Genomic DNA, 16,865 nt, shown 5'->3' on the forward strand with positions numbered 1-16,865 from the left:
GCTTCATCCACAGCGCCGTTCAACCCAGGTTCATCCGTGCCGTAATACTGACGCAATGGATGGGGATTAGTCCCCGCGATCAACTCACGGAGTTATTCAATGCGTCACCTCGCTGCCCTCATTCCCTTCGCCCTGCTCACCGGGCTGACCCTGCCCGCCCTGGCCGGAACGATCACCATTGAAGGCCGGGGCGAAGTTGCTGCGGCGCCGGACATGGCGATGATCAATTCGGGCGTCACCAGCCAGGGCGCCACCGCGCGTGAGGCGCTCGACGCCAATACCGCTGCCATGGCCGAACTGATCGCGACCCTCAAGGAGGCCGGCATCGAGGCACGCGACATCCAGACCTCGGGGTTCTCGGTCAATCCCAACTATGTCTATTCCGAGCAGCGCGACGCCAATGGCTATACCTTGCCGCCCAAGATCAATGGCTATCAGGTCAGCAACACCGTCACCGTCAAGGTGCGCCAGCTCGATGCCCTGGGCACCATTCTCGATAAATCGGTGACCGTGGGCGCCAATACCGTCAACGGCGTCAGCTTCTCGGTGGCCGATCCGGGCGAACTCTACAACCAGGCGCGCAAGGCCGCCTTTGCCGACGCCAGCGCCAAGGCCGCGCTCTACGCCGAAGCCGCCGGCGGCACGCTGGACGATATTGTCTCGATTTCCGAGACCCAGGGCTTCAATGAGCCGCAGCCATACCCCATGTATGCGCGAGCCGAGATGGCCGCGGGTTCACCGGTACCGGTCGAAGCCGGCGAGTTGAGCTTTGCCATCAACGTCAAGGTCCAGTGGGACCTGGACGACGGCACGAAATAAACGTTCCAATACCCCTCATTGAGGGGGCTTGGGCGGTGGGGACGGTCCTCCGTAGTCAATCCGTCCCCACCAACCCTCCTTATCCGGCCAGCACCTTCCACAGCATGTTCAGGCCGACCAGCACCAGAAATCCCGCGAAGACATATTTCAGCGTCTTCTGGTCCAGCTTGTGTGCCAGCGCCGCGCCCAGCGGCGCGCACAGCGCCGCCAGCACCGCCACCAGCAGCAGCGCCACCAGATTGACATAGCCCAGGCTGAGCGGCGGCAGGCCGGCCACGCCCCAGCCCGAAATCACAAATCCCAGCGTGCCCGATACGGCAATGGCGACCCCGATGGCCGCTGAGGTGCCCACGGCCGTGTGCATGGTGGCGCCAAACGCCACCAGCGTCGGCACCGTCAGCGAACCGCCCCCGATCCCCATCAGCGCCGAGATAAAGCCGACCACGCTGGCCGAAATCCGGTGCGTAAGGGCCGAACCATGCAGATGGCCCATCAGCCGGGTCTGGAAGCCGAACACGATATTGCCGGCGATCATGAAAGCCATCACCGCAAACACGATGCGCAGCACGTCGCCCGAGAACAGGCCGGCCATCAGCCCGCCGATGAACGTCCCCGCCACGATAAACGGCAGCCACAGCTTGAGCGCGGCACTGTCGAGCGAACCGCGCTTGTAGTGCGAGCGCGCGCTGACCACGCCGGTCGGAATGATGATCGCCAGCGAGGTGCCCACCGCCACATGCTGCACCAGCTCCGAATCATAGCCCATGGCCGACAGGGCCGTCGCCAGCGCCGGCACGATGATCGCCCCGCCGCCAATGCCCAGCAGTCCCGCCGCAACGCCCGAGCATACACCCGTGATCATCAGCCCCACCACGAACGGCCAGTATTGCGCCACCAGATCCACTATCGGTCTCCAATAAGGTGTAGCACCACCTCGCGCCGATGGGGTCGGCGGCGGTGCTCATAAAGATAAATCCCCTGCCAGTTGCCCAGCACCGGTGCCCCATGACTGACCGGCACGCCGATCGAGGTCTGCGTCAGCGCTGCCCGGATATGGGCCGGCATGTCGTCTGCGCCCTCGGTGGTATGCACCAGCCAGTCCATGCCCTCCGGCACCAGGCGCGCAAAGAACCCGTCAAGATCGGTCTTGACGTCGTCGTCGGCGTTTTCCTGGATCAGCAGTGAGCAGGAGGTGTGCCGGACAAACAGGGTCAGCAGTCCGGTTGCCACGTCAGCGGCGCTGACGAAGTCCTGCACCGCACGGGTAAATTCGTACAGTCCCTGGCCCTGGGTGGAAATGATGATGGTGTCGATGGCTTGCTGCATCCCTTGGGCCTAGCACGGGAACGCCCGCCTCAACAGCGCAACCACAAGCCAATTCGTTCGGCATGCCGCATTCGCGCCACTATCGCCGCGCCTGTGATGACGCGCCAGGGCAGGGAACCATGGCAAACCCCAGGCGTTCTGGCCTTGCGGGATTGTCACATCACATCGCAGTGCACTGAATCCATTCAGACTGCATTCACACTGCCACCGCGATGCTTGGCCCAATCGCCAATCGACTTAAAGGAAAAAACAATGCGCCTTAGAAACTGGCTTCTTACCGGCACCAGCATCGGCCTGATGGCCATGCTGCCGATGACCGCCCGTGCCCAGGACGGTGACCTTGTCGCTGCCTATCAGGCCTATACAACTGCACAGGCATCAGGCGACGCCGCCGCCCTTGCTGTTGCCGAGGGCACCTTCACCGAGGCCTGTATCGTTGCCGGCTATGTCAGCATCGAGGAGTGCATCGCGGCAGTCGAGGCCAATGCCGCCGTCGCGGCTGAACCGGCTGCCCCGGCACCTGCAGAACCCGCGCCGGCTGAAGCTGCGCCCGCAGAGGAAGAAGCTGCACCCGTAGAGGAAGCAGCACCGGCTGCCGAGCCTGCCCCTGAGGCAGCCCCCGAGCCTGCCGCCGAAATTGCGCCCGAGCCCGAAGCCGCGCCTGAACCCGTAGCAGAGCCCGCGCCTGAACCCGTAGCCGAGCCCGCACCAGAGGCCGAAGCTGCGCCCGTTGCAGAAGAGGCCGCTCCGGTTGAAGAACCTGCTCCGGTTGCCGAACCAGCAGCCACTGCAGAAGAAGAGCCAGCACCCGCTGCAGAACCAGCCCCCGCTGAAGAACCCGCACCAATTGCTGAGCCCGCTCCGGCTGAAGAGGCAACGCCAGCTGCTACGCCCACCATGGACATCAGCGCCGAGCTGCAGGTCCAGGTCGATCTCTACAACGCCGCCATCGCCGACATGATGGCCGGTGGCGACCAGGCTGCCGCCCAGGCCCAGATGGCTGCTGCCCAGCAGGCCATCGCTGATCTGTGCGCCCAGGCTGGCGTGGCTGACGTTACCGCATGCCTGGCCAATTATGGCCTGGAACTGCCGGCCGTCCCCAATATGGAACAGCCTGTGGAACAGGTCGAAGCCCTGCCCGAAGGCGTGACCGAGGAGCAGGTCGCCCCCGTGCTCGACAGCGCCAAGGATCCCGAAGCGCCGGTAGAGGGCGAGGCATCGGCTCAGCCGGCGCCTGAAGTCGCTGCAGAACCGGCACCGACCGACGATGCCAGCTCGCAGGCCCGCTTCGAGGCCATGGAAATCCAGGCCGTCACCGCCGAGGAAGGCCTGATGGTTGAGGCTGCAGCCCTTGAGGAGCCAACGACGCCTCAGAACGTGACGATCATCAACCAGACCACCGTCACCAATAACAACACCACCAATATCGACAATACCGGCGCCACGATCGGCCAGCAGCAGAACAACGTCATCACCGAACAGGCGGCTGACGTGGCGACTGGCCAGGCGGCCGGTACCGGCGTTCTGCAGCCTCTCGATCCGGGTCAGGCCATCACCCAGGTGATCCTGCAGATCGGCTCGCAGCTGATCGTCAACTCGATCGGCCAGGATACCGACCGCTTCTACAATGCCCAGGAAGACGAAATCTTCTACGAAAACCTGAGCAATGGCCGCGTGCGCGAAACCATCACCCGTCCCGATGGCAGCCAGATCATCACCGTCCGCAATCGCTATGGCGACGTGCTGCGTCGCTCGCGCATTGATCCCGATGGCCGCGAATATGTGCTCGCCTATTTTGACGATCGCTATGACAACGACCTCAATGTATGGCGTGACCCGGGTCGTGACCTGCCCCCGCTCAGCCTGAACATTCCGGTGCAGGACTACGTGCTGGATGCTGAATATGCCGACGAGAATGAAGTCCAGGTCTTCTTCAGCCAGCCACCGGTTGAGCAGGTTGCCCGGCTCTATTCCATCGACGAGGTCAAGCGGTCGGCCCGCGTTCGCGACAGCGTGCGCAAGCTCGAAGTGGGCGGTCTGACATTCGACACCGGCGCCGCCACCATCAGCCGTGACCAGGTTGGTGCCCTGTCCAATGTCGCCAATGCCATGCTGCAGCTGCTCGACCGCAACCCCGGCGAAACCTTCCTCATCGAAGGTCATACCGACGCGGTGGGCTCGGAAATCTCCAACCTGCAGCTGTCCGATCTGCGCGCTGCCACTGTGGCGCGCATCCTGACCGACTTCTACGACGTGCCGCCGGAAAACCTGGCTACCCAGGGCTATGGCGAACGTTATCTCAAGATCCGCACCGAGTCGGCAGAACGCGAAAACCGTCGCGTTACCATCCGCCGCATCACGCCGCTGATCACCGTCGCCAACAAATAAGGCGACTGCAATCCAGACAACAGGCCGGGCCACTGTGCCCGGCCTGTTGCTGTTCAGACAGTATCTGGCCTTGCCCCCCCGACACGGGCGGCAAATCAGCGACAACAGGGTCCAGCGTGCTTACTGGCGACCCGGCACGCGGCAACAGCGATCAATTGCCGGTCTCCCGCCCAGACCGCAGCACCGGATAACAAAATCTTTTGAAAACTGTGATCACGTATTCGGGAACAAAATCAAAATACGCGCGTTCTTCAGCCATAGGTTCGAACAAAGGATTACGACTATGGCTACTCCCGAACGCGACACTGTCTATACCAATGATGGCAACCGCACCGTCTATACGCGTGAAAGCAATGGCACGGGCTGGTTTGTTGGCATTATCGTCGCCTTGGCCCTGCTGGCCATCGGCTACCTTGTATTCTCCGCCAATTCAGGCCCAGCCACCACGGGCGATGTGAACACCGCGCCAGCGATCGAGGCTCCGGCCGATCCAGCCACGGCCCCTGCGCCGATGACTGAAGCTCCGGCCATGGCGCCTGAAGCGGCTCCGATGACCGATGCTGCACCAGCGACCGAAACCGCTCCGGCAGCCGAAGCACCGGCCCCGGCGGCTGACCCTGCCAACAGCACGACCACTGAAGCCCCGGCCACTCCCGCCGCACCGGCTCAGTAATCCTGCTGTCGGCAGCAGTCCTGGAACCTCCACCAGGCTGCAATGAAGGCCCCGGTCGCCCCGCCGGGGTCTTTGTTTGTCCAGGCGCTTTGCCGGACAAACCGGCCTCTTGCACTGAGCGTTTTTGCTACCCACATCCCCAGCCAGCACCAAGGGAGCCACCATGTTCAATATCGACCAGATCCTCAATGCGCTTCAGAACGATCCTGATACCCGGCGCACGGCGATGACCGGCGCCGCCGGTATGGCTGCCGGCATGCTGCTGAGCGGTGGCGGTCTGGGCAAGCTCGCCGGCAACGCCGTCAAGCTCGGCGCCGTGGCGGCTGTCGGCGGGCTCGCCTACAATGCCTGGCAGAATTATCAGAACAACCAGCCCGATGGTGCCGCGGACACGCCCCCGCGCGATGCGTTCATCCCGCCCGCGAGTGACGCCACCAGCCAGGAACAACTGGGCAAGACCCTGGTCCGCGCCATGATCGCCGCTGCCAAGGCCGATGGCCGTATCGATGCCGACGAGAAGGAAGCCATCTTTGGCAGGCTGGAGACGATGAACCTGTCGGCCGAGGAAAAAGCCTGGGTCTTTGATGAACTCTCGACCCCGCTCGATATCAATGCTGTCGTGGCGCGCGCTGATACCCCCGCCCATGCCACCGAGATCTACGCGGCCTCGCTGGTCGCCATCTCGGCCGATACCGCTTCCGAGCGCGCCTATCTCGATGTCCTGGCCACCAGGCTCAAACTCGATCCCGCGCTGGTCGGCGAAATCCACAAGGCAGCGGGCGAACGCGCCCCGGAGCCGGCACCGGCTGCCGCCAACTCCTTTGCCTATACCCCCTCGTCCAGCAACGTTTGAGCCGGCACCGCCGCGCGGTTACATCGCTGTGCGTTCTTGATCGTTCGCCCGGCAGGGTTCATCTGTCGGCCAACCAGGAGCGACCAGATGGAACTCGGCCTTTATTCCTTCGCGGAAAACACCCCCGACCCGCTCAATGGCGGCGCCTTGCAGAGCCCCGCCGAACGGCTGAGCGACCTGCTCGAGGAGATCGAGCTGGCGGACCAGCTTGGCCTGTCCTTCTACGGCCTGGGCGAGCACCACCGCCCTGACTATACCGCCTCCGCGCCGGTCACCATTCTGGCCGCCGCCGCGGCGCGCACCAAATCCATCCGCCTCTCCACGGCGGTCACCGTGCTGAGTTCGGATGATCCGATCCGCGTCTACCAGCAGTTCGCCACGCTCGACAATCTCAGCCAGGGCCGCGCCGAAATCATGGCCGGACGCGGCTCCTTCGTGGAGAGCTTTCCGCTGTTCGGGCTCGATCTGAATGACTACGACAGCCTGTTCGAGGAAAAGCTCGAACTGCTGCTCAAGCTGCGCCAGGGCGGCCCGATAAATTGGCCCGGTGGCCAGCACACCAAGCCCATTGCCGGCATTGCGCTCTATCCGGTGCCGGTGCAGCAACCCATCCCGCTGTGGATCGCGGTTGGCGGCACCCCCAATTCGGTGGCCCGCGCCGCCTATCATGGCCTGCCCCTGATGATCGCCATCATCGGCGGCCAGCCACGCCAGTTCGCCCCACTGGTCCAATTCTATCGTGAGACCGCAACCAAGGTCGGGCGCGACCCCAAGACCCTGCCGGTCGGCATCAGTTCACATGGCTTCATCGCCGCCGACAGCCAGGACGCGCGCGACCTGGCCTATCCGGCCCATAGTGCGGCCATGAACCGCATCGGCAAGGAGCGCGGCTGGCCGCCGACCAGCCGCAGCCAGTTCGACGCCAGCTCGACGCCCGAAGGCGCCTATTTCATGGGCTCGCCGCAGGAGATTATCGACAAGATCCTGGCCCAGCACGAATGGTTCCGCCATGACCGCTTCGGCCTGCAGCTCAGCGTCGGCACCCTGCCGCACGCCAAGGTCATGCAGGCCATCGAGCTTTATGGAACGGTGGTAAAGCCGGCCATCGACAAGGCGCTGGGGACTACTTCCCCGAGCGCTTGAGGGTCTTGATCTCGAGCGGCGGCATGCCCGACTTCTCCGAGATCAGGCGGTCCTGCTCTTCAATCGCGGCCTTGGCGGGTTCGTCCCCGTCCAGGCCCCCCAGCAGGGCCGCATCGACCTTGCGGTTGGAACGCTGGCTGCCATCGACATAGAACACGTCAAACATCACGAATTCGCTGCGCGCGGTGGGTTTCCTGGCCATGGTTTTATACTCCTATGCGGCAGCATGGCCCCGCGAACCCTCTCGGTCCGCAGGCGCCCCGGCTGCACCGATAATTCTGTTTGTCGAAACTAGCTGAAAATCTTCTCGCCCTGCTCGTCAATGATCTGCTTGCCCTTGGACAGCGCCAGGGCAGTCAGGTCGTCGCGCGAGCTCATCCGGTCGGCCCGAACGAAGCGATGGGTCTTGAGCACCCCGTCGATGGTCTTCTCGATGGTGCCGGCGAGCTGCAATTCGCTGCCGGCCTTCATTTCGATGGCCTTGATCGCAAAGCCCTTATAGGCCTCTTCGCCCAGCACCTTGTCACCGGCGGGCGCGGCGTCGACCGCGCCACCACCAAACAGGCTTTTCCAGAACGACATGGCTTCGTCTCCTCTTGCGGCCGATTCAGCGCCTGCGGCGGACCGGCAACGGCAATCGTAATTCGCCGCGTTTTTCCATTTCCTCGCGCAGCCAGGCCGGCGAGATATCAAAGTGGTTCGGCCAGGTCGGCACGCCATTGGCCAGTTCGACCGAAGCAAAAAACCGTCGATCCCGCAACGGTTCCGTGCCCTCGCCGCGCTCCCCGATCATGCTGGCGGCATCAAACGTGCCCGAAGACTCGTCTGAAAAACTCACCACCAGCTTGAACGGCACGATGGCCCTTATGGCCGTTACCTTGAGCCGCGCAACGGCCATACCCAGCCGCTCCTAATTGTCGAGGAAGCTCCGCAGCTTCCGGCTCCGGCTCGGATGCTTGAGCTTGCGCAGGGCCTTGGCCTCAATCTGGCGAATGCGCTCGCGCGTCACCGAGAACTGCTGGCCCACTTCTTCGAGCGTATGGTCAGTGTTCATGCCGATACCAAAGCGCATGCGCAGCACGCGTTCCTCGCGCGGCGTCAGCGACGCCAGCACCCGGGTCGTGGTTTCGCGCAGATTGCTCTGGATCGCCGCATCGATCGGCTGGATCGCGTTCACGTCCTGGATGAAATCGCCCAGGTTGGAATCTTCCTCGTCGCCGATCGGCGTTTCGAGGCTGATTGGCTCCTTGGCGATCTTGAGCACCTTGCGCACCTTGTCCAAGGGCATCTGCAGCTTTTCGCTGAGCTCCTCGGGGGTCGGTTCGCGGCCGATTTCATGCAGCATCTGCCGGCTGGTGCGGACAATCTTGTTGATCGTCTCGATCATGTGCACCGGAATACGGATGGTGCGCGCCTGGTCGGCGATCGAGCGGGTGATGGCCTGACGGATCCACCACGTCGCATAGGTCGAGAACTTGTAGCCGCGGCGATATTCGAATTTATCGACGGCCTTCATCAGGCCGATATTGCCTTCCTGGATCAGATCGAGGAACTGCAACCCGCGATTGGTGTACTTCTTGGCAATGGAAATCACCAGGCGCAGATTGGCCTCGACCATTTCCTTCTTGGCGATCGCGGCTTCCCGCTCGCCCTTTTGCACCTTGTGCACGATGCGGCGGTATTCGCCGATATTCAGGCCCGCCTCGGTCGCCAGCGTCGCCACGTCGCCGCGGATTTCGCGGATCGTGTCGGCTTCGCGCTTGGCGAACTCGCCCCAGCCCTTGCCATCGAATTCGGCCAGATTGGCTTCCCAGGCCGGGTTCACTTCCTGGCCGTAATAGCTCTCGAGGAACTTCTCGCGCTTGACGCCATAGCTCTCGGCCAGGCGCAGCAGACGGCCCTCAAGCTTCACCAGGCGCTTGTTGATGTCGTAGAGCTGCTCGACCAGATTTTCGATACGGCCATTGTTGAGCGCCAGCGACTTCACGTCGGCGATCACTTCGGCGCGGAAACCGTCAATCTTCTTGCGGTCGGCATCGCTGACTTTCGCACTCAGATCCTGCGCATTGCGATCCTGGATCTGGCGCATCTTGCCATAGGCCGTGGCGATCCGGTCAAATGTCTCGACGACCTGCGGCTTCAGTTCGGCTTCCATTGCCGACAGCGACAGCGCGTTCTCGAACTCGTCATCATCGTCATCGGGTGCCGGATCTTCCGGAGCCTTGGGCTCGTCGGGCACATATTCGCCATTCTCATTGGTCGAGCGGCGCGGCGTCTGCGCCTTGATCCGCTCGGCAGCCGATTCCACCGTCTTGGGGGCGATCAGGCTGGCCATGTCGGGCGCCGGTGCGGCCTGCTTGGCGTCAGGGCCGGCATAGGTCGCTTCGAGATCAATGATGTCGCGCAGCAGAATTTCGCCTTCAGCGAGCTGGTCGCGCCAGATGATGATGGCCTGGAAGGTCAGCGGGCTTTCGCACAGCCCTTCGATCATGGTCTCGCGACCGGCCTCGATGCGCTTGGCGATGGCGATTTCGCCCTCGCGGCTGAGCAGTTCCACCGAGCCCATTTCGCGCAGATACATCCGCACCGGGTCATCGGTACGGTCAGAGCCGGACTTGGCGTTGGAGGTGCTGGCGACAGCGGTGCCGGTGGCCGGCGCCACTTCCTGGCCCTGGTCCTCTTCGTCCTTTTCGACTTCGGTCTCTTCGACCTCGTCCTCGTCGACGACATTGATGCCCATGTCCGAGAACATGCTCATGAAGTCTTCGATCTGTTCGGAGCTGACCTCGTCCGAGGGCATCACTGCGTTCAGTTCTTCATAAGTCACATAGCCGCGCTTCTTGGCGACCTTGATGAGCTTTTTGACGGCGGCGTCGTTGACGTCGAGCAGCGGGCTGTCATTCATCGTCGCCTCAGGGGCGCCGGATTCCGGCTTCTCGTTGTCCTTGGTGGTTTTGGTAGCTGCCTTGGTGGCCATCTGGTACTCCGTCGGCACCCGTCTGCGCTCGGGCCCGAATAAGGCTTTAAGTGGTGACACCTCAAAGCAAGGTAAAGGTTCGGTCACCAAGGCGTTAACGCCAGCAGCAACCAGGTCCGTCTCGAACTTATCGCATGATCATATGCGAAATCGCGCGTACGCGCTGGCTTTTAGAGCATTCTCTAAAAACTGCGTGTCGCGCGCCCCGATAACGAACCAAATCCTTCGATCAATGCCTCGGTGCCATCGACAGTGGTAATCTGGTTCTTGATGTCCCGCAGCCTTTCAAAGGTTTCTTCGCTCGGGACTTCGCCCAGCGCTGCTTCGGCTGCTTTAAGCTCTCTATTTAGCTGAACTTTCTTGTTATGCAAGGCCAAGGCATGACTCAATCCGGTCTGGGCATCGGCCAGCGCGATCTCCGAGCCGATCTGCCAGACCCCCTGCCGCATCAGCACATCCTCCATCCGGGCCAGCGCTGCGCCATGTCCACGCACGCCCAGCGCCGCTTTCAGGTCATTGCCCGAGATGTCGTGATGGCGCACCGCCAGGTTGAGAATCTCGCTCATCACTTTTTGCGCAGCCGGGGTTTCAAAGTCCAGATTGGCCAGCATTTCGAAACTGTCCTCCACCAGCGCCGGGTGATTGACCAGGCTGAGGATGATCGCGGCCTCGCGCGGCGTGGCGTCCGCCACCGAGCCCGGCTTGAGCAGCCGCGAATTGCGCAGGGTGTCCGACACCACCAGCTTGGGCGTGCCCCGGCCGGGATAGCCATAGGCGCCGCTCTGGCCATAGCGCTGCTGGCCGTGGCGCGGCTCGAAGCGATTCTGCCGCACCGGCGCCAGAAAGGCCCGCAGCTTTTCATCGAACGCCTGGCCATAATGGAACCGCACCGACGAATCCTGGATCGAGTTGGCGCGCTCGCGCAGCCGCGCCTGCAGCGCCGCCCGCGCTTCGGGCGTCTCGGGCACCAACCCGCCGGTTTCCATGCTCCAGATCACATCCGACAGGCTCCGCGCCCGGTCCAGCACATCGGCGAACGCCGCACGCCCCTGCGCCTTGATCAGGTCATCGGGATCCTGCCCTTCCGGCAAGGTGGCGATGCGCACGGTAAAGCCCGGCTTGAGATGGGGCAGCACCAGGTCTGCCGAGCGTTCTGCCGCCTTCTGTCCGGCCTTGTCGCCGTCAAAGCACAGGATCGGGTCCGGGCTCATCCGCCACAGCAATTGCAGATGTTCTTCGGTCAGCGCCGTGCCCAGTGGCGCCACCGTGCCCTCAAAGCCCGCGGCCACCGCCGCAATCACGTCGAGATAGCCTTCCACCACGACAATCGTGCCGCCATCGCGCGCGGCCTGCCGCGCCGTCTGGCCATTATAGAGGGTCTGCCTTTTGTGAAACAGTTCGGTCTCGGGCGAGTTGAGATATTTGGCCGGCACATCGGCTGACAGGGCCCGCCCGCCAAAGGCGATCACCTTGCCGCGAAAATCCATGATCGGGAACATCACCCGGTTGCGGAACCGGTCATAGGGCAGCGGGTCATTCTCGCGCACCGCCACCATGCCGGTATCGATCATGTCCTGCGCCGACACGCCATTGGCCGCCAGGTGTTCCTTGAGCCCGTTGCGGCTGTCGGGCGCAAAGCCGATGCGGAAGCGTGCCTGGCTCTGCGCCGAGACCCCGCGTTCCAGCAGATAGCCGCGTGCCCGCGCCCCGATATTATGGCTCAGTGCGGCCTCGAAATATTTCGTCGCCAGTTCCATGACATCGGTCAGCGATTTGCGTTCGGCGGCCCGCTGCTCCTGCCGTTCGTCGCGCGCCGGCATCGGCAGGCCCGCCATTTCGGCCAGCCGTTCCACCGCTTCGGGAAAACTCATCCCGACCTTTTCGGTCAGAAAGCGAAAATGATCGCCCGACACGCCGCAGCCAAAGCAGTGATAGATGCCGCGCCGGTCATCGGCGTGAAAACTCGGGCTTTTTTCGCCATGAAACGGGCAGCAGGCCCACATATCGCCCTTGGCCGGCTGGCTCTTGCGCTTGTCCCACATGACGTGCTCGCCCACCACCTGCGTGATGGGCAGCCGTTGACGGATCTCGTCCAGAAACTGATCGGAAAAGCGCATGACATGTTAGATAAGCATTCGCGGGGCCTGAGTCACGGCCCATGTTCTTATCCACAGCATGGACCGTTCCGTGGCTATTTCCAGCAAGTTCCGTTTCCGCAATCTGATGCTGTTCACCACCCTGCCGGCGCTGCTGGTCGGCGCCCTGCTCTGGCTACTCGCCGGCGCCCTGCCCACCTGCAGCAGCATCGAGCGCGCCCGCCTCACCGCGCCCGACGCGACGTTTGACCTGGTGGTCTTTGCCCGCACCTGCGGTCCCGACACCGAACCAAACACCCAGGCGGCGCTGATCCCGGCTGGCGCCGCTCTTGCCGACGACGCCGTCAGCTTTCTGTCCATCGGCGCTGACGCCGATCTGGCGCCGCGCTGGGACGGCTTTGGCAATATCGAATTGACCGTGCCGGTGGCCGCGAAAATCCATCGCCAGGACGATGCCGTCGCCGGCATCGCCGTGATCTATCGCTGATCAGCTGGCGTCCCGGGCGGTGATCTGCTTGAGGAACGCCGCCTCGGCTTCCCGGTAGGGTCGCCCGTCGGCGTGGAACACGTCATGAAACCACGGATCGGGTAGCGCATCCGCATAGGACTTGGTCCAGCTGTCCCACGGATAGAGCGTCTGTGACCGCCCGGCGACCAGCCCCCAGCAATAGCTGGCAATGCGCTCGCGCTTGGCAATCGGCAGGATGCCCTCAAAGGTACTGCCGGGCGTCCGGGCCATGAACTCGGTCAGCAACAGCGGTCGATCCCTCGGCAGGCCGAGAAGTTTGGCCTCGAACGCCTCCGGGGTCTGATAGTCATGGAAGCTGACCACGTCGGAATTCTCGATCTGGATCCGGGCATGCGGATCGTCATAGAGCGTCTTCCCCGCCCAGACCCCTGAGGTCAAAGGCTGGCTCGGCCCGGCATTGCGCGTCCACTCGAAGACGCGCGGCAACAGCGCGCTGATCAGCTCGATCTTGTTGTCCAGCTCAGCGAACCGCCCGCCATTGAGATTGCTCGGCTCATTCCACACGTCCCAGACCAGCACGCGCTCGTCCGTGGCAAAGGCGCCGACCACCCCTTCGACATAGTCCTGCAGCCGCCCATACTGCTGGGGATCGGCGAGCGCCCTGCCCGGCCCCTGCACCCATTGCGAATTGTGAACGCCCGGACGGGGCGCCGGCTGCGTGCCCAGTGCCACGTCGGGATTCCACACCGAGTCGAACAGCACCAGCATGGTGCTGATTCCCTTGTCGGCGGCGATATCGAGGTAGCGCTCGATCCGGTCCCTGAAGCCTGCCGGATCATCCGCCCAGAGCAGGTCATGCAGAAACACCCGCATCGAGTTCATGCCCAGCCCGGCCGCCCAGCCGAGCTCGCGCGCGATCACCTCCGGGCTGAACGTCTCCTTCTGCCACATCTCGAGCTGGTTGGAGGCGGTCGAGGGCACGTAATTGGCCCCGACCAGCCATGGCAGGCGCGCATACCATTCCCGGGCCCGCGCAGCGTCCCAGCGGCCTGGAGCCGATATTTCCGTCATGTCAGATCGCCTTGTATGCTCGTTTGTCAAACGGACTTGCTGCGCTGATACAGCCGCCAGGCCCAGCCAAACAGCCCAAACGACAGCATGATCAGCACCACGCCACCGAAAATCACCCCGATTGAGGCACTCAGCAGCGGGAAGAACAGGAACACCAGGCCAAGCAGCACATAGGACACGCCCGACAGCACCACCGGCCAGATCCGTGCATAATGCTCACGCTCGCGGGTAATCACCACGATCTGCATGATCCCCACCACCAGCGCGATGATACCGACCAGGCCCGCCATCAGGGTGACCGTGAAGATTGTCGCCAGCAGCGGGCTGATCAGGATCACCACGCCCAGGATGAGCGAGAGCACATTGGACACCACGTCAAACCAGTAATTGCCGCTCTTGCCGCCGCCAAAGGTCAGGCTCCATAGCCCCAGCACGCCGTCGATTGCCAGCAGGATGCCGCCGGCCAGCACCAGGATGGTCAGCGCCTCCGTGGGCCAGATCACCGCATAGAGCCCCGCCACGAGCATGAAAAGGCCCCGCAGTGCCGTTGCATATGCAAAGCGTCGTTTCGTGTCAGCCGATACCGTCATGTTTGCCTCCAGGGCCGCAAGACCATCTGTCCCGGCACCGAGTGTAGCCGAGTTAGCGCCATTGCCAAGCCTTCATCGTTGCAGCTTTTCTATAGGCGCCCGGGCAATTTGTTGATTGCCGCCTTGCCCCGCCTGTGGTTTGAGGTGGCTTCAATTGAGGCCCGCCTTCGGCGGTCATGCGCCATGTCCCTGCCCCTGTTCGCCCTGTTTCTCGCCGCTTTCGCTTTCGGCACCGCCGAATTCGTCATTGCCGGCGTGCTGCCCGAAGTGGCCGGCGGGCTCAATGTCACCATTCCCGTTGCCGGCTATCTGGTGAGCGGCTACGCGGTCGGCATTGCCATTGGCGGCCCCCTGCTGGCCGTGGCCACCAAGAAGATCTCGCGCAAGGCGCTGATCATCGCCCTCGGCGCGGTCTTCACCCTGGGCCAGGTGCTGTGTGCCCTGGCGCCCAACTTCGAACTGCTGATGGCCGCCCGGGTCATCGTCTCGGTCGCCCATGGCACCTATTTCGGCATTGCCGCCATTGTCGCGGTTGGCCTGGTACCCAGGGACAAGCGCGGCTTTGCTGTCGCGCTGATCCTGTCCGGCCTGACCGTGTCCAACATTCTGGGCGTCCCCGGCGGCACGGCCATCGGCAATGCGCTGGGCTGGCGCGCCACCTTCTGGGCGGTCGGCGCGCTTGGGCTGCTGGCCACGCTGATCATCGCCATCGCCCTGCCCCGCACCGCCGGCGCCGCCGCCACCAGCGGCAGCTTCCGCCGCGAATTCCGGGCGCTGGGCCGCCAGCAGATCATCACCTCGCTGATCATCGTCATGCTGGTGATGATCGGCCAGTACAGCCTGTTCACCTATATCGCCCCGCTGCTGCGCGACGTGACCGGGCTCGACGTCAACATGGTGCCCTGGGTGCTGCTGCTCTATGGCGTCGGCTCCACCATCGGCGTGTTCATCGGCGGCCGTCTGGCCGACTGGAAACTGATGCCCTCGCTCATCGCGATTCTGGGCCTGCAGGTCGTGGCCTTCACCGCGCTGTATCTGGTCAGCCCCTACCCCATCGCCATGGCCATCACGGTGGTGCTCTGGGGTGGCGTCAACTTTGCCTTTGGCTCGCCGGTGCAGACCCGCATTCTGGCCTGGGCCGCCGATGCCCCCAATCTGGCATCCTCGCTCATTCCCAGCGGCTTCAATGTCGGCATCGCCATTGGCGCCGTGCTGGGCGCTGCCGCGATCGAGAACGGCCTGGGCTATCGCGCCCTGCCCCTGATCGGCACCGTGGCGCTGATCCTGGCCGTTGCGGTCGCCATCTACTCCCATCTGCGCGAGCAGCGCAGCAATGCCACCCCGCCGGGCCTCACCGGCGCGGTGGCGGCCCAATAGTCAGCTGAGCGCCGCGCGCACCTTGCCGCTGGCCTTGCCGAAATCGATGCGACCGGGATAGTCGGCCTTGAGCTGGCCAATCACCTTGCCCATGTCCTTGGCCCCCTCGGCGCCGGTCGCGGCAATCGCTGCCACGATGGCGGCATCGACCTCGGCCTCGCTCAGCCCCTTGGGCAGGAACTCGTTGAGGATGTCGATTTCCTCCTTTTCCACCGTCGCCAGATCGGCCCGCCCGGCCTGCGCATAAATGGCAAAGCTCTCCTCGCGCTGCTTCACCATCTTCTGGATGATCGCCAGAATCTCTTCATTGGTCGCCGGGCCGCGATTCTCCTGCCGGATCGCGATATCGCGGTCCTGGATTGCCGCCGTGATCGCCCGCAGGGTGGCGGTGCGCCGCTGATCGCGGGCCTTCAGGGCGGTCTTGAGGCCTTCGCTGAACTGGTCGCGCATGGGCATAATCCTCTTGTTGTGCGTAATTCGTGACCCATATAGGCCCAATCGACCCGCGTCGCCACTTGCGCCGCCGCGATCAGGCTTCTAATAGGAGGCCTCAATCGACATCGTCGGATGCGTGGTCAGGAAAAGTTCGACAACTTTTCATACTTTGGCTGCGCGAGCACCTGAAACCAATTTTGGAGGCCCCCGTGACCGGTTGGCAGCAATCCCCCGCGACCGCAGTTCTGATCCTGGCAGACGGTACGCGCCTGGAAGGCCGCGGCATCGGCGCCATTGGTCACGCCGCTGGCGAAGTGTGTTTCAACACCGCCATGACCGGCTACCAGGAAGTGCTGACCGATCCGTCCTATGCCGGCCAGATCGTCACCTTCACCTTCCCCCATATCGGCAATGTCGGCGCCAATGACGAAGACATCGAGACGGTCAACATGGCCGCCCTGTCCGGCGTCCGCGGCGTCGTGCTCAAGGCCGACATCACCAACCCCTCCAATTACCGCGCCGCCGAAAAACTCGATGTCTGGCTCAAGAAGCGCAACATCATCGGCATCACCGGCATCGACACCCGCGCCCTGACCGCCCTGATCCGCGAGCATGGCATGCCCAATGGCGTCATTGCCCATGCCGCAG

The 16,865-nt window shown here is 63.4% G+C and carries 18 protein-coding genes; 8 read left to right on the forward strand and 10 right to left on the reverse strand.

Going from position 1 to position 16,865, the window contains the following annotated elements; genetic code table 11:
- Positions 1 to 99 precede the first annotated feature (99 nt).
- Entirely contained in the window at positions 100 to 819 is a 720-nt protein-coding gene (locus Q8O80_RS12965) for an SIMPL domain-containing protein (RefSeq protein ID WP_305579867.1), read from the forward strand.
- Positions 820 to 898: 79 nt separating this feature from the next.
- Here Q8O80_RS12965 and Q8O80_RS12970 read toward each other — a convergent pair whose 3' ends face one another.
- Together Q8O80_RS12970 and Q8O80_RS12975 are read right to left on the reverse strand one after the other, a co-directional pair.
- Positions 899 to 1,723, reverse strand: a complete 825-nt coding sequence (locus Q8O80_RS12970; protein ID WP_305579868.1) for a sulfite exporter TauE/SafE family protein — start codon at positions 1,721 to 1,723, stop codon at positions 899 to 901.
- Positions 1,723 to 2,145: a secondary thiamine-phosphate synthase enzyme YjbQ gene (locus Q8O80_RS12975; protein WP_305579869.1), complete on the reverse strand. Its 423-nt coding sequence runs from the start codon at positions 2,143 to 2,145 to the stop codon at positions 1,723 to 1,725. The genes Q8O80_RS12970 and Q8O80_RS12975 overlap by 1 nt, the downstream gene beginning before the upstream one ends.
- Positions 2,146 to 2,397: 252 nt before the next feature.
- Between Q8O80_RS12975 and Q8O80_RS12980 the strand changes: the two genes are divergently transcribed.
- From Q8O80_RS12980 to Q8O80_RS12995, 4 genes are all read left to right on the forward strand, one after another.
- Complete coding sequence (locus Q8O80_RS12980) at positions 2,398 to 4,533, forward strand: OmpA family protein (protein ID WP_305579870.1); 2,136 nt, start codon at positions 2,398 to 2,400, stop codon at positions 4,531 to 4,533.
- Positions 4,534 to 4,816: 283 nt separating this feature from the next.
- On the forward strand, positions 4,817 to 5,206 hold the full coding sequence (locus tag Q8O80_RS12985) for a hypothetical protein (protein ID WP_305579871.1): 390 nt from the start codon (positions 4,817 to 4,819) through the stop codon (positions 5,204 to 5,206).
- 163 nt (positions 5,207 to 5,369) lie between these two features.
- Positions 5,370 to 6,059, forward strand: a complete 690-nt coding sequence (locus tag Q8O80_RS12990) for a tellurite resistance TerB family protein (RefSeq protein ID WP_305579872.1) — start codon at positions 5,370 to 5,372, stop codon at positions 6,057 to 6,059.
- A gap of 87 nt (positions 6,060 to 6,146) precedes the next feature.
- The gene (locus Q8O80_RS12995; RefSeq protein ID WP_305579873.1) at positions 6,147 to 7,202 is read left to right on the forward strand and encodes an Atu2307/SP_0267 family LLM class monooxygenase; all 1,056 of its coding nucleotides are present in this window, start codon (positions 6,147 to 6,149) and stop codon (positions 7,200 to 7,202) included.
- Here Q8O80_RS12995 and Q8O80_RS13000 read toward each other — a convergent pair.
- From Q8O80_RS13000 to dnaG, 5 genes are all read right to left on the reverse strand, one after another.
- Positions 7,183 to 7,404 carry a hypothetical protein gene (locus tag Q8O80_RS13000; protein WP_305579874.1) on the reverse strand — a complete coding sequence of 74 codons (222 nt, stop codon included), beginning with the start codon at positions 7,402 to 7,404 and terminating at the stop codon, positions 7,183 to 7,185. The genes Q8O80_RS12995 and Q8O80_RS13000 overlap by 20 nt on opposite strands.
- Before the next feature lie 89 nt (positions 7,405 to 7,493).
- Positions 7,494 to 7,784: an HlyU family transcriptional regulator gene (locus tag Q8O80_RS13005; RefSeq protein ID WP_305579875.1), complete on the reverse strand. Its 291-nt coding sequence runs from the start codon at positions 7,782 to 7,784 to the stop codon at positions 7,494 to 7,496.
- Positions 7,785 to 7,809: 25 nt separating this feature from the next.
- Complete coding sequence (locus Q8O80_RS13010; protein WP_305579876.1) at positions 7,810 to 8,100, reverse strand: DUF2442 domain-containing protein; 291 nt, start codon at positions 8,098 to 8,100, stop codon at positions 7,810 to 7,812.
- Positions 8,101 to 8,112: 12 nt separating this feature from the next.
- Positions 8,113 to 10,179, reverse strand: a complete 2,067-nt coding sequence (rpoD, locus tag Q8O80_RS13015) for an RNA polymerase sigma factor RpoD (RefSeq protein ID WP_371136195.1) — start codon at positions 10,177 to 10,179, stop codon at positions 8,113 to 8,115.
- Positions 10,180 to 10,361: 182 nt separating this feature from the next.
- On the reverse strand, positions 10,362 to 12,296 hold the full coding sequence (gene dnaG / locus Q8O80_RS13020) for a DNA primase (protein WP_305579877.1): 1,935 nt from the start codon (positions 12,294 to 12,296) through the stop codon (positions 10,362 to 10,364).
- Between the two features lie 70 nt (positions 12,297 to 12,366).
- Between dnaG and Q8O80_RS13025 the strand changes: the two genes are divergently transcribed.
- Positions 12,367 to 12,762, forward strand: a complete 396-nt coding sequence (locus Q8O80_RS13025) for a hypothetical protein (protein WP_305579878.1) — start codon at positions 12,367 to 12,369, stop codon at positions 12,760 to 12,762.
- On the opposite strand, the gene Q8O80_RS13030 is transcribed toward Q8O80_RS13025, so the two are convergent.
- Positions 12,763 to 13,815: a cellulase family glycosylhydrolase gene (locus tag Q8O80_RS13030; RefSeq protein ID WP_305579879.1), complete on the reverse strand. Its 1,053-nt coding sequence runs from the start codon at positions 13,813 to 13,815 to the stop codon at positions 12,763 to 12,765.
- 26 nt (positions 13,816 to 13,841) lie between these two features.
- A complete protein-coding gene (locus Q8O80_RS13035) occupies positions 13,842 to 14,405 on the reverse strand; it encodes an HdeD family acid-resistance protein (RefSeq protein ID WP_305579880.1) in 564 nt (187 codons plus the stop codon).
- A 183-nt stretch (positions 14,406 to 14,588) separates the two neighbouring features.
- Here Q8O80_RS13035 and Q8O80_RS13040 point away from each other — a divergent pair, with 183 nt between their 5' ends.
- The gene (locus tag Q8O80_RS13040; RefSeq protein ID WP_305579881.1) at positions 14,589 to 15,782 is read left to right on the forward strand and encodes an MFS transporter; all 1,194 of its coding nucleotides are present in this window, start codon (positions 14,589 to 14,591) and stop codon (positions 15,780 to 15,782) included.
- Here the strand turns inward: Q8O80_RS13040 and Q8O80_RS13045 are convergent, their stop codons facing one another.
- Positions 15,783 to 16,232 carry a GatB/YqeY domain-containing protein gene (locus Q8O80_RS13045; protein ID WP_305579882.1) on the reverse strand — a complete coding sequence of 150 codons (450 nt, stop codon included), beginning with the start codon at positions 16,230 to 16,232 and terminating at the stop codon, positions 15,783 to 15,785. It lies immediately after the preceding gene.
- Positions 16,233 to 16,426: 194 nt separating this feature from the next.
- On the opposite strand from Q8O80_RS13045, the gene Q8O80_RS13050 reads away from it, so the two are divergent.
- Positions 16,427 to 16,865, forward strand: a 439-nt coding sequence (locus Q8O80_RS13050; RefSeq protein ID WP_305579883.1) for a carbamoyl-phosphate synthase domain-containing protein, incomplete at its 3' end; no start/stop codon positions are given.

It is taken from the genome of Devosia sp. (assembly GCF_030689745.1).
In the GTDB taxonomy this organism is placed as follows: Bacteria; Pseudomonadota; Alphaproteobacteria; order Rhizobiales; family Devosiaceae; genus Devosia; species Devosia alba.

Excerpts from the sequence above, each read along its gene's own strand:
- Q8O80_RS12965 (WP_305579867.1), top strand. The coding sequence starts at position 100 with ATGCGTCACCTCGCTGCCCTCATTCCCTTCGCCCTGCTCACCGGGCTG.
- Q8O80_RS12975 (WP_305579869.1), bottom strand. The coding sequence starts at position 2,145 with ATGCAGCAAGCCATCGACACCATCATCATTTCCACCCAGGGCCAGGGA.
- Q8O80_RS12980 (WP_305579870.1), top strand. The coding sequence starts at position 2,398 with ATGCGCCTTAGAAACTGGCTTCTTACCGGCACCAGCATCGGCCTGATG.
- Q8O80_RS12985 (WP_305579871.1), top strand. The coding sequence starts at position 4,817 with ATGGCTACTCCCGAACGCGACACTGTCTATACCAATGATGGCAACCGC.
- Q8O80_RS12990 (WP_305579872.1), top strand. The coding sequence starts at position 5,370 with ATGTTCAATATCGACCAGATCCTCAATGCGCTTCAGAACGATCCTGAT.
- Q8O80_RS12995 (WP_305579873.1), top strand. The coding sequence starts at position 6,147 with ATGGAACTCGGCCTTTATTCCTTCGCGGAAAACACCCCCGACCCGCTC.
- Q8O80_RS13000 (WP_305579874.1), bottom strand. The coding sequence starts at position 7,404 with ATGGCCAGGAAACCCACCGCGCGCAGCGAATTCGTGATGTTTGACGTG.
- Q8O80_RS13005 (WP_305579875.1), bottom strand. The coding sequence starts at position 7,784 with ATGTCGTTCTGGAAAAGCCTGTTTGGTGGTGGCGCGGTCGACGCCGCG.
- Q8O80_RS13010 (WP_305579876.1), bottom strand. The coding sequence starts at position 8,100 with ATGGCCGTTGCGCGGCTCAAGGTAACGGCCATAAGGGCCATCGTGCCG.
- rpoD (WP_371136195.1), bottom strand. The coding sequence starts at position 10,179 with ATGGCCACCAAGGCAGCTACCAAAACCACCAAGGACAACGAGAAGCCG.
- dnaG (WP_305579877.1), bottom strand. The coding sequence starts at position 12,296 with ATGCGCTTTTCCGATCAGTTTCTGGACGAGATCCGTCAACGGCTGCCC.
- Q8O80_RS13030 (WP_305579879.1), bottom strand. The coding sequence starts at position 13,815 with ATGACGGAAATATCGGCTCCAGGCCGCTGGGACGCTGCGCGGGCCCGG.
- Q8O80_RS13035 (WP_305579880.1), bottom strand. The coding sequence starts at position 14,405 with ATGACGGTATCGGCTGACACGAAACGACGCTTTGCATATGCAACGGCA.
- Q8O80_RS13040 (WP_305579881.1), top strand. The coding sequence starts at position 14,589 with ATGTCCCTGCCCCTGTTCGCCCTGTTTCTCGCCGCTTTCGCTTTCGGC.
- Q8O80_RS13045 (WP_305579882.1), bottom strand. The coding sequence starts at position 16,232 with ATGCGCGACCAGTTCAGCGAAGGCCTCAAGACCGCCCTGAAGGCCCGC.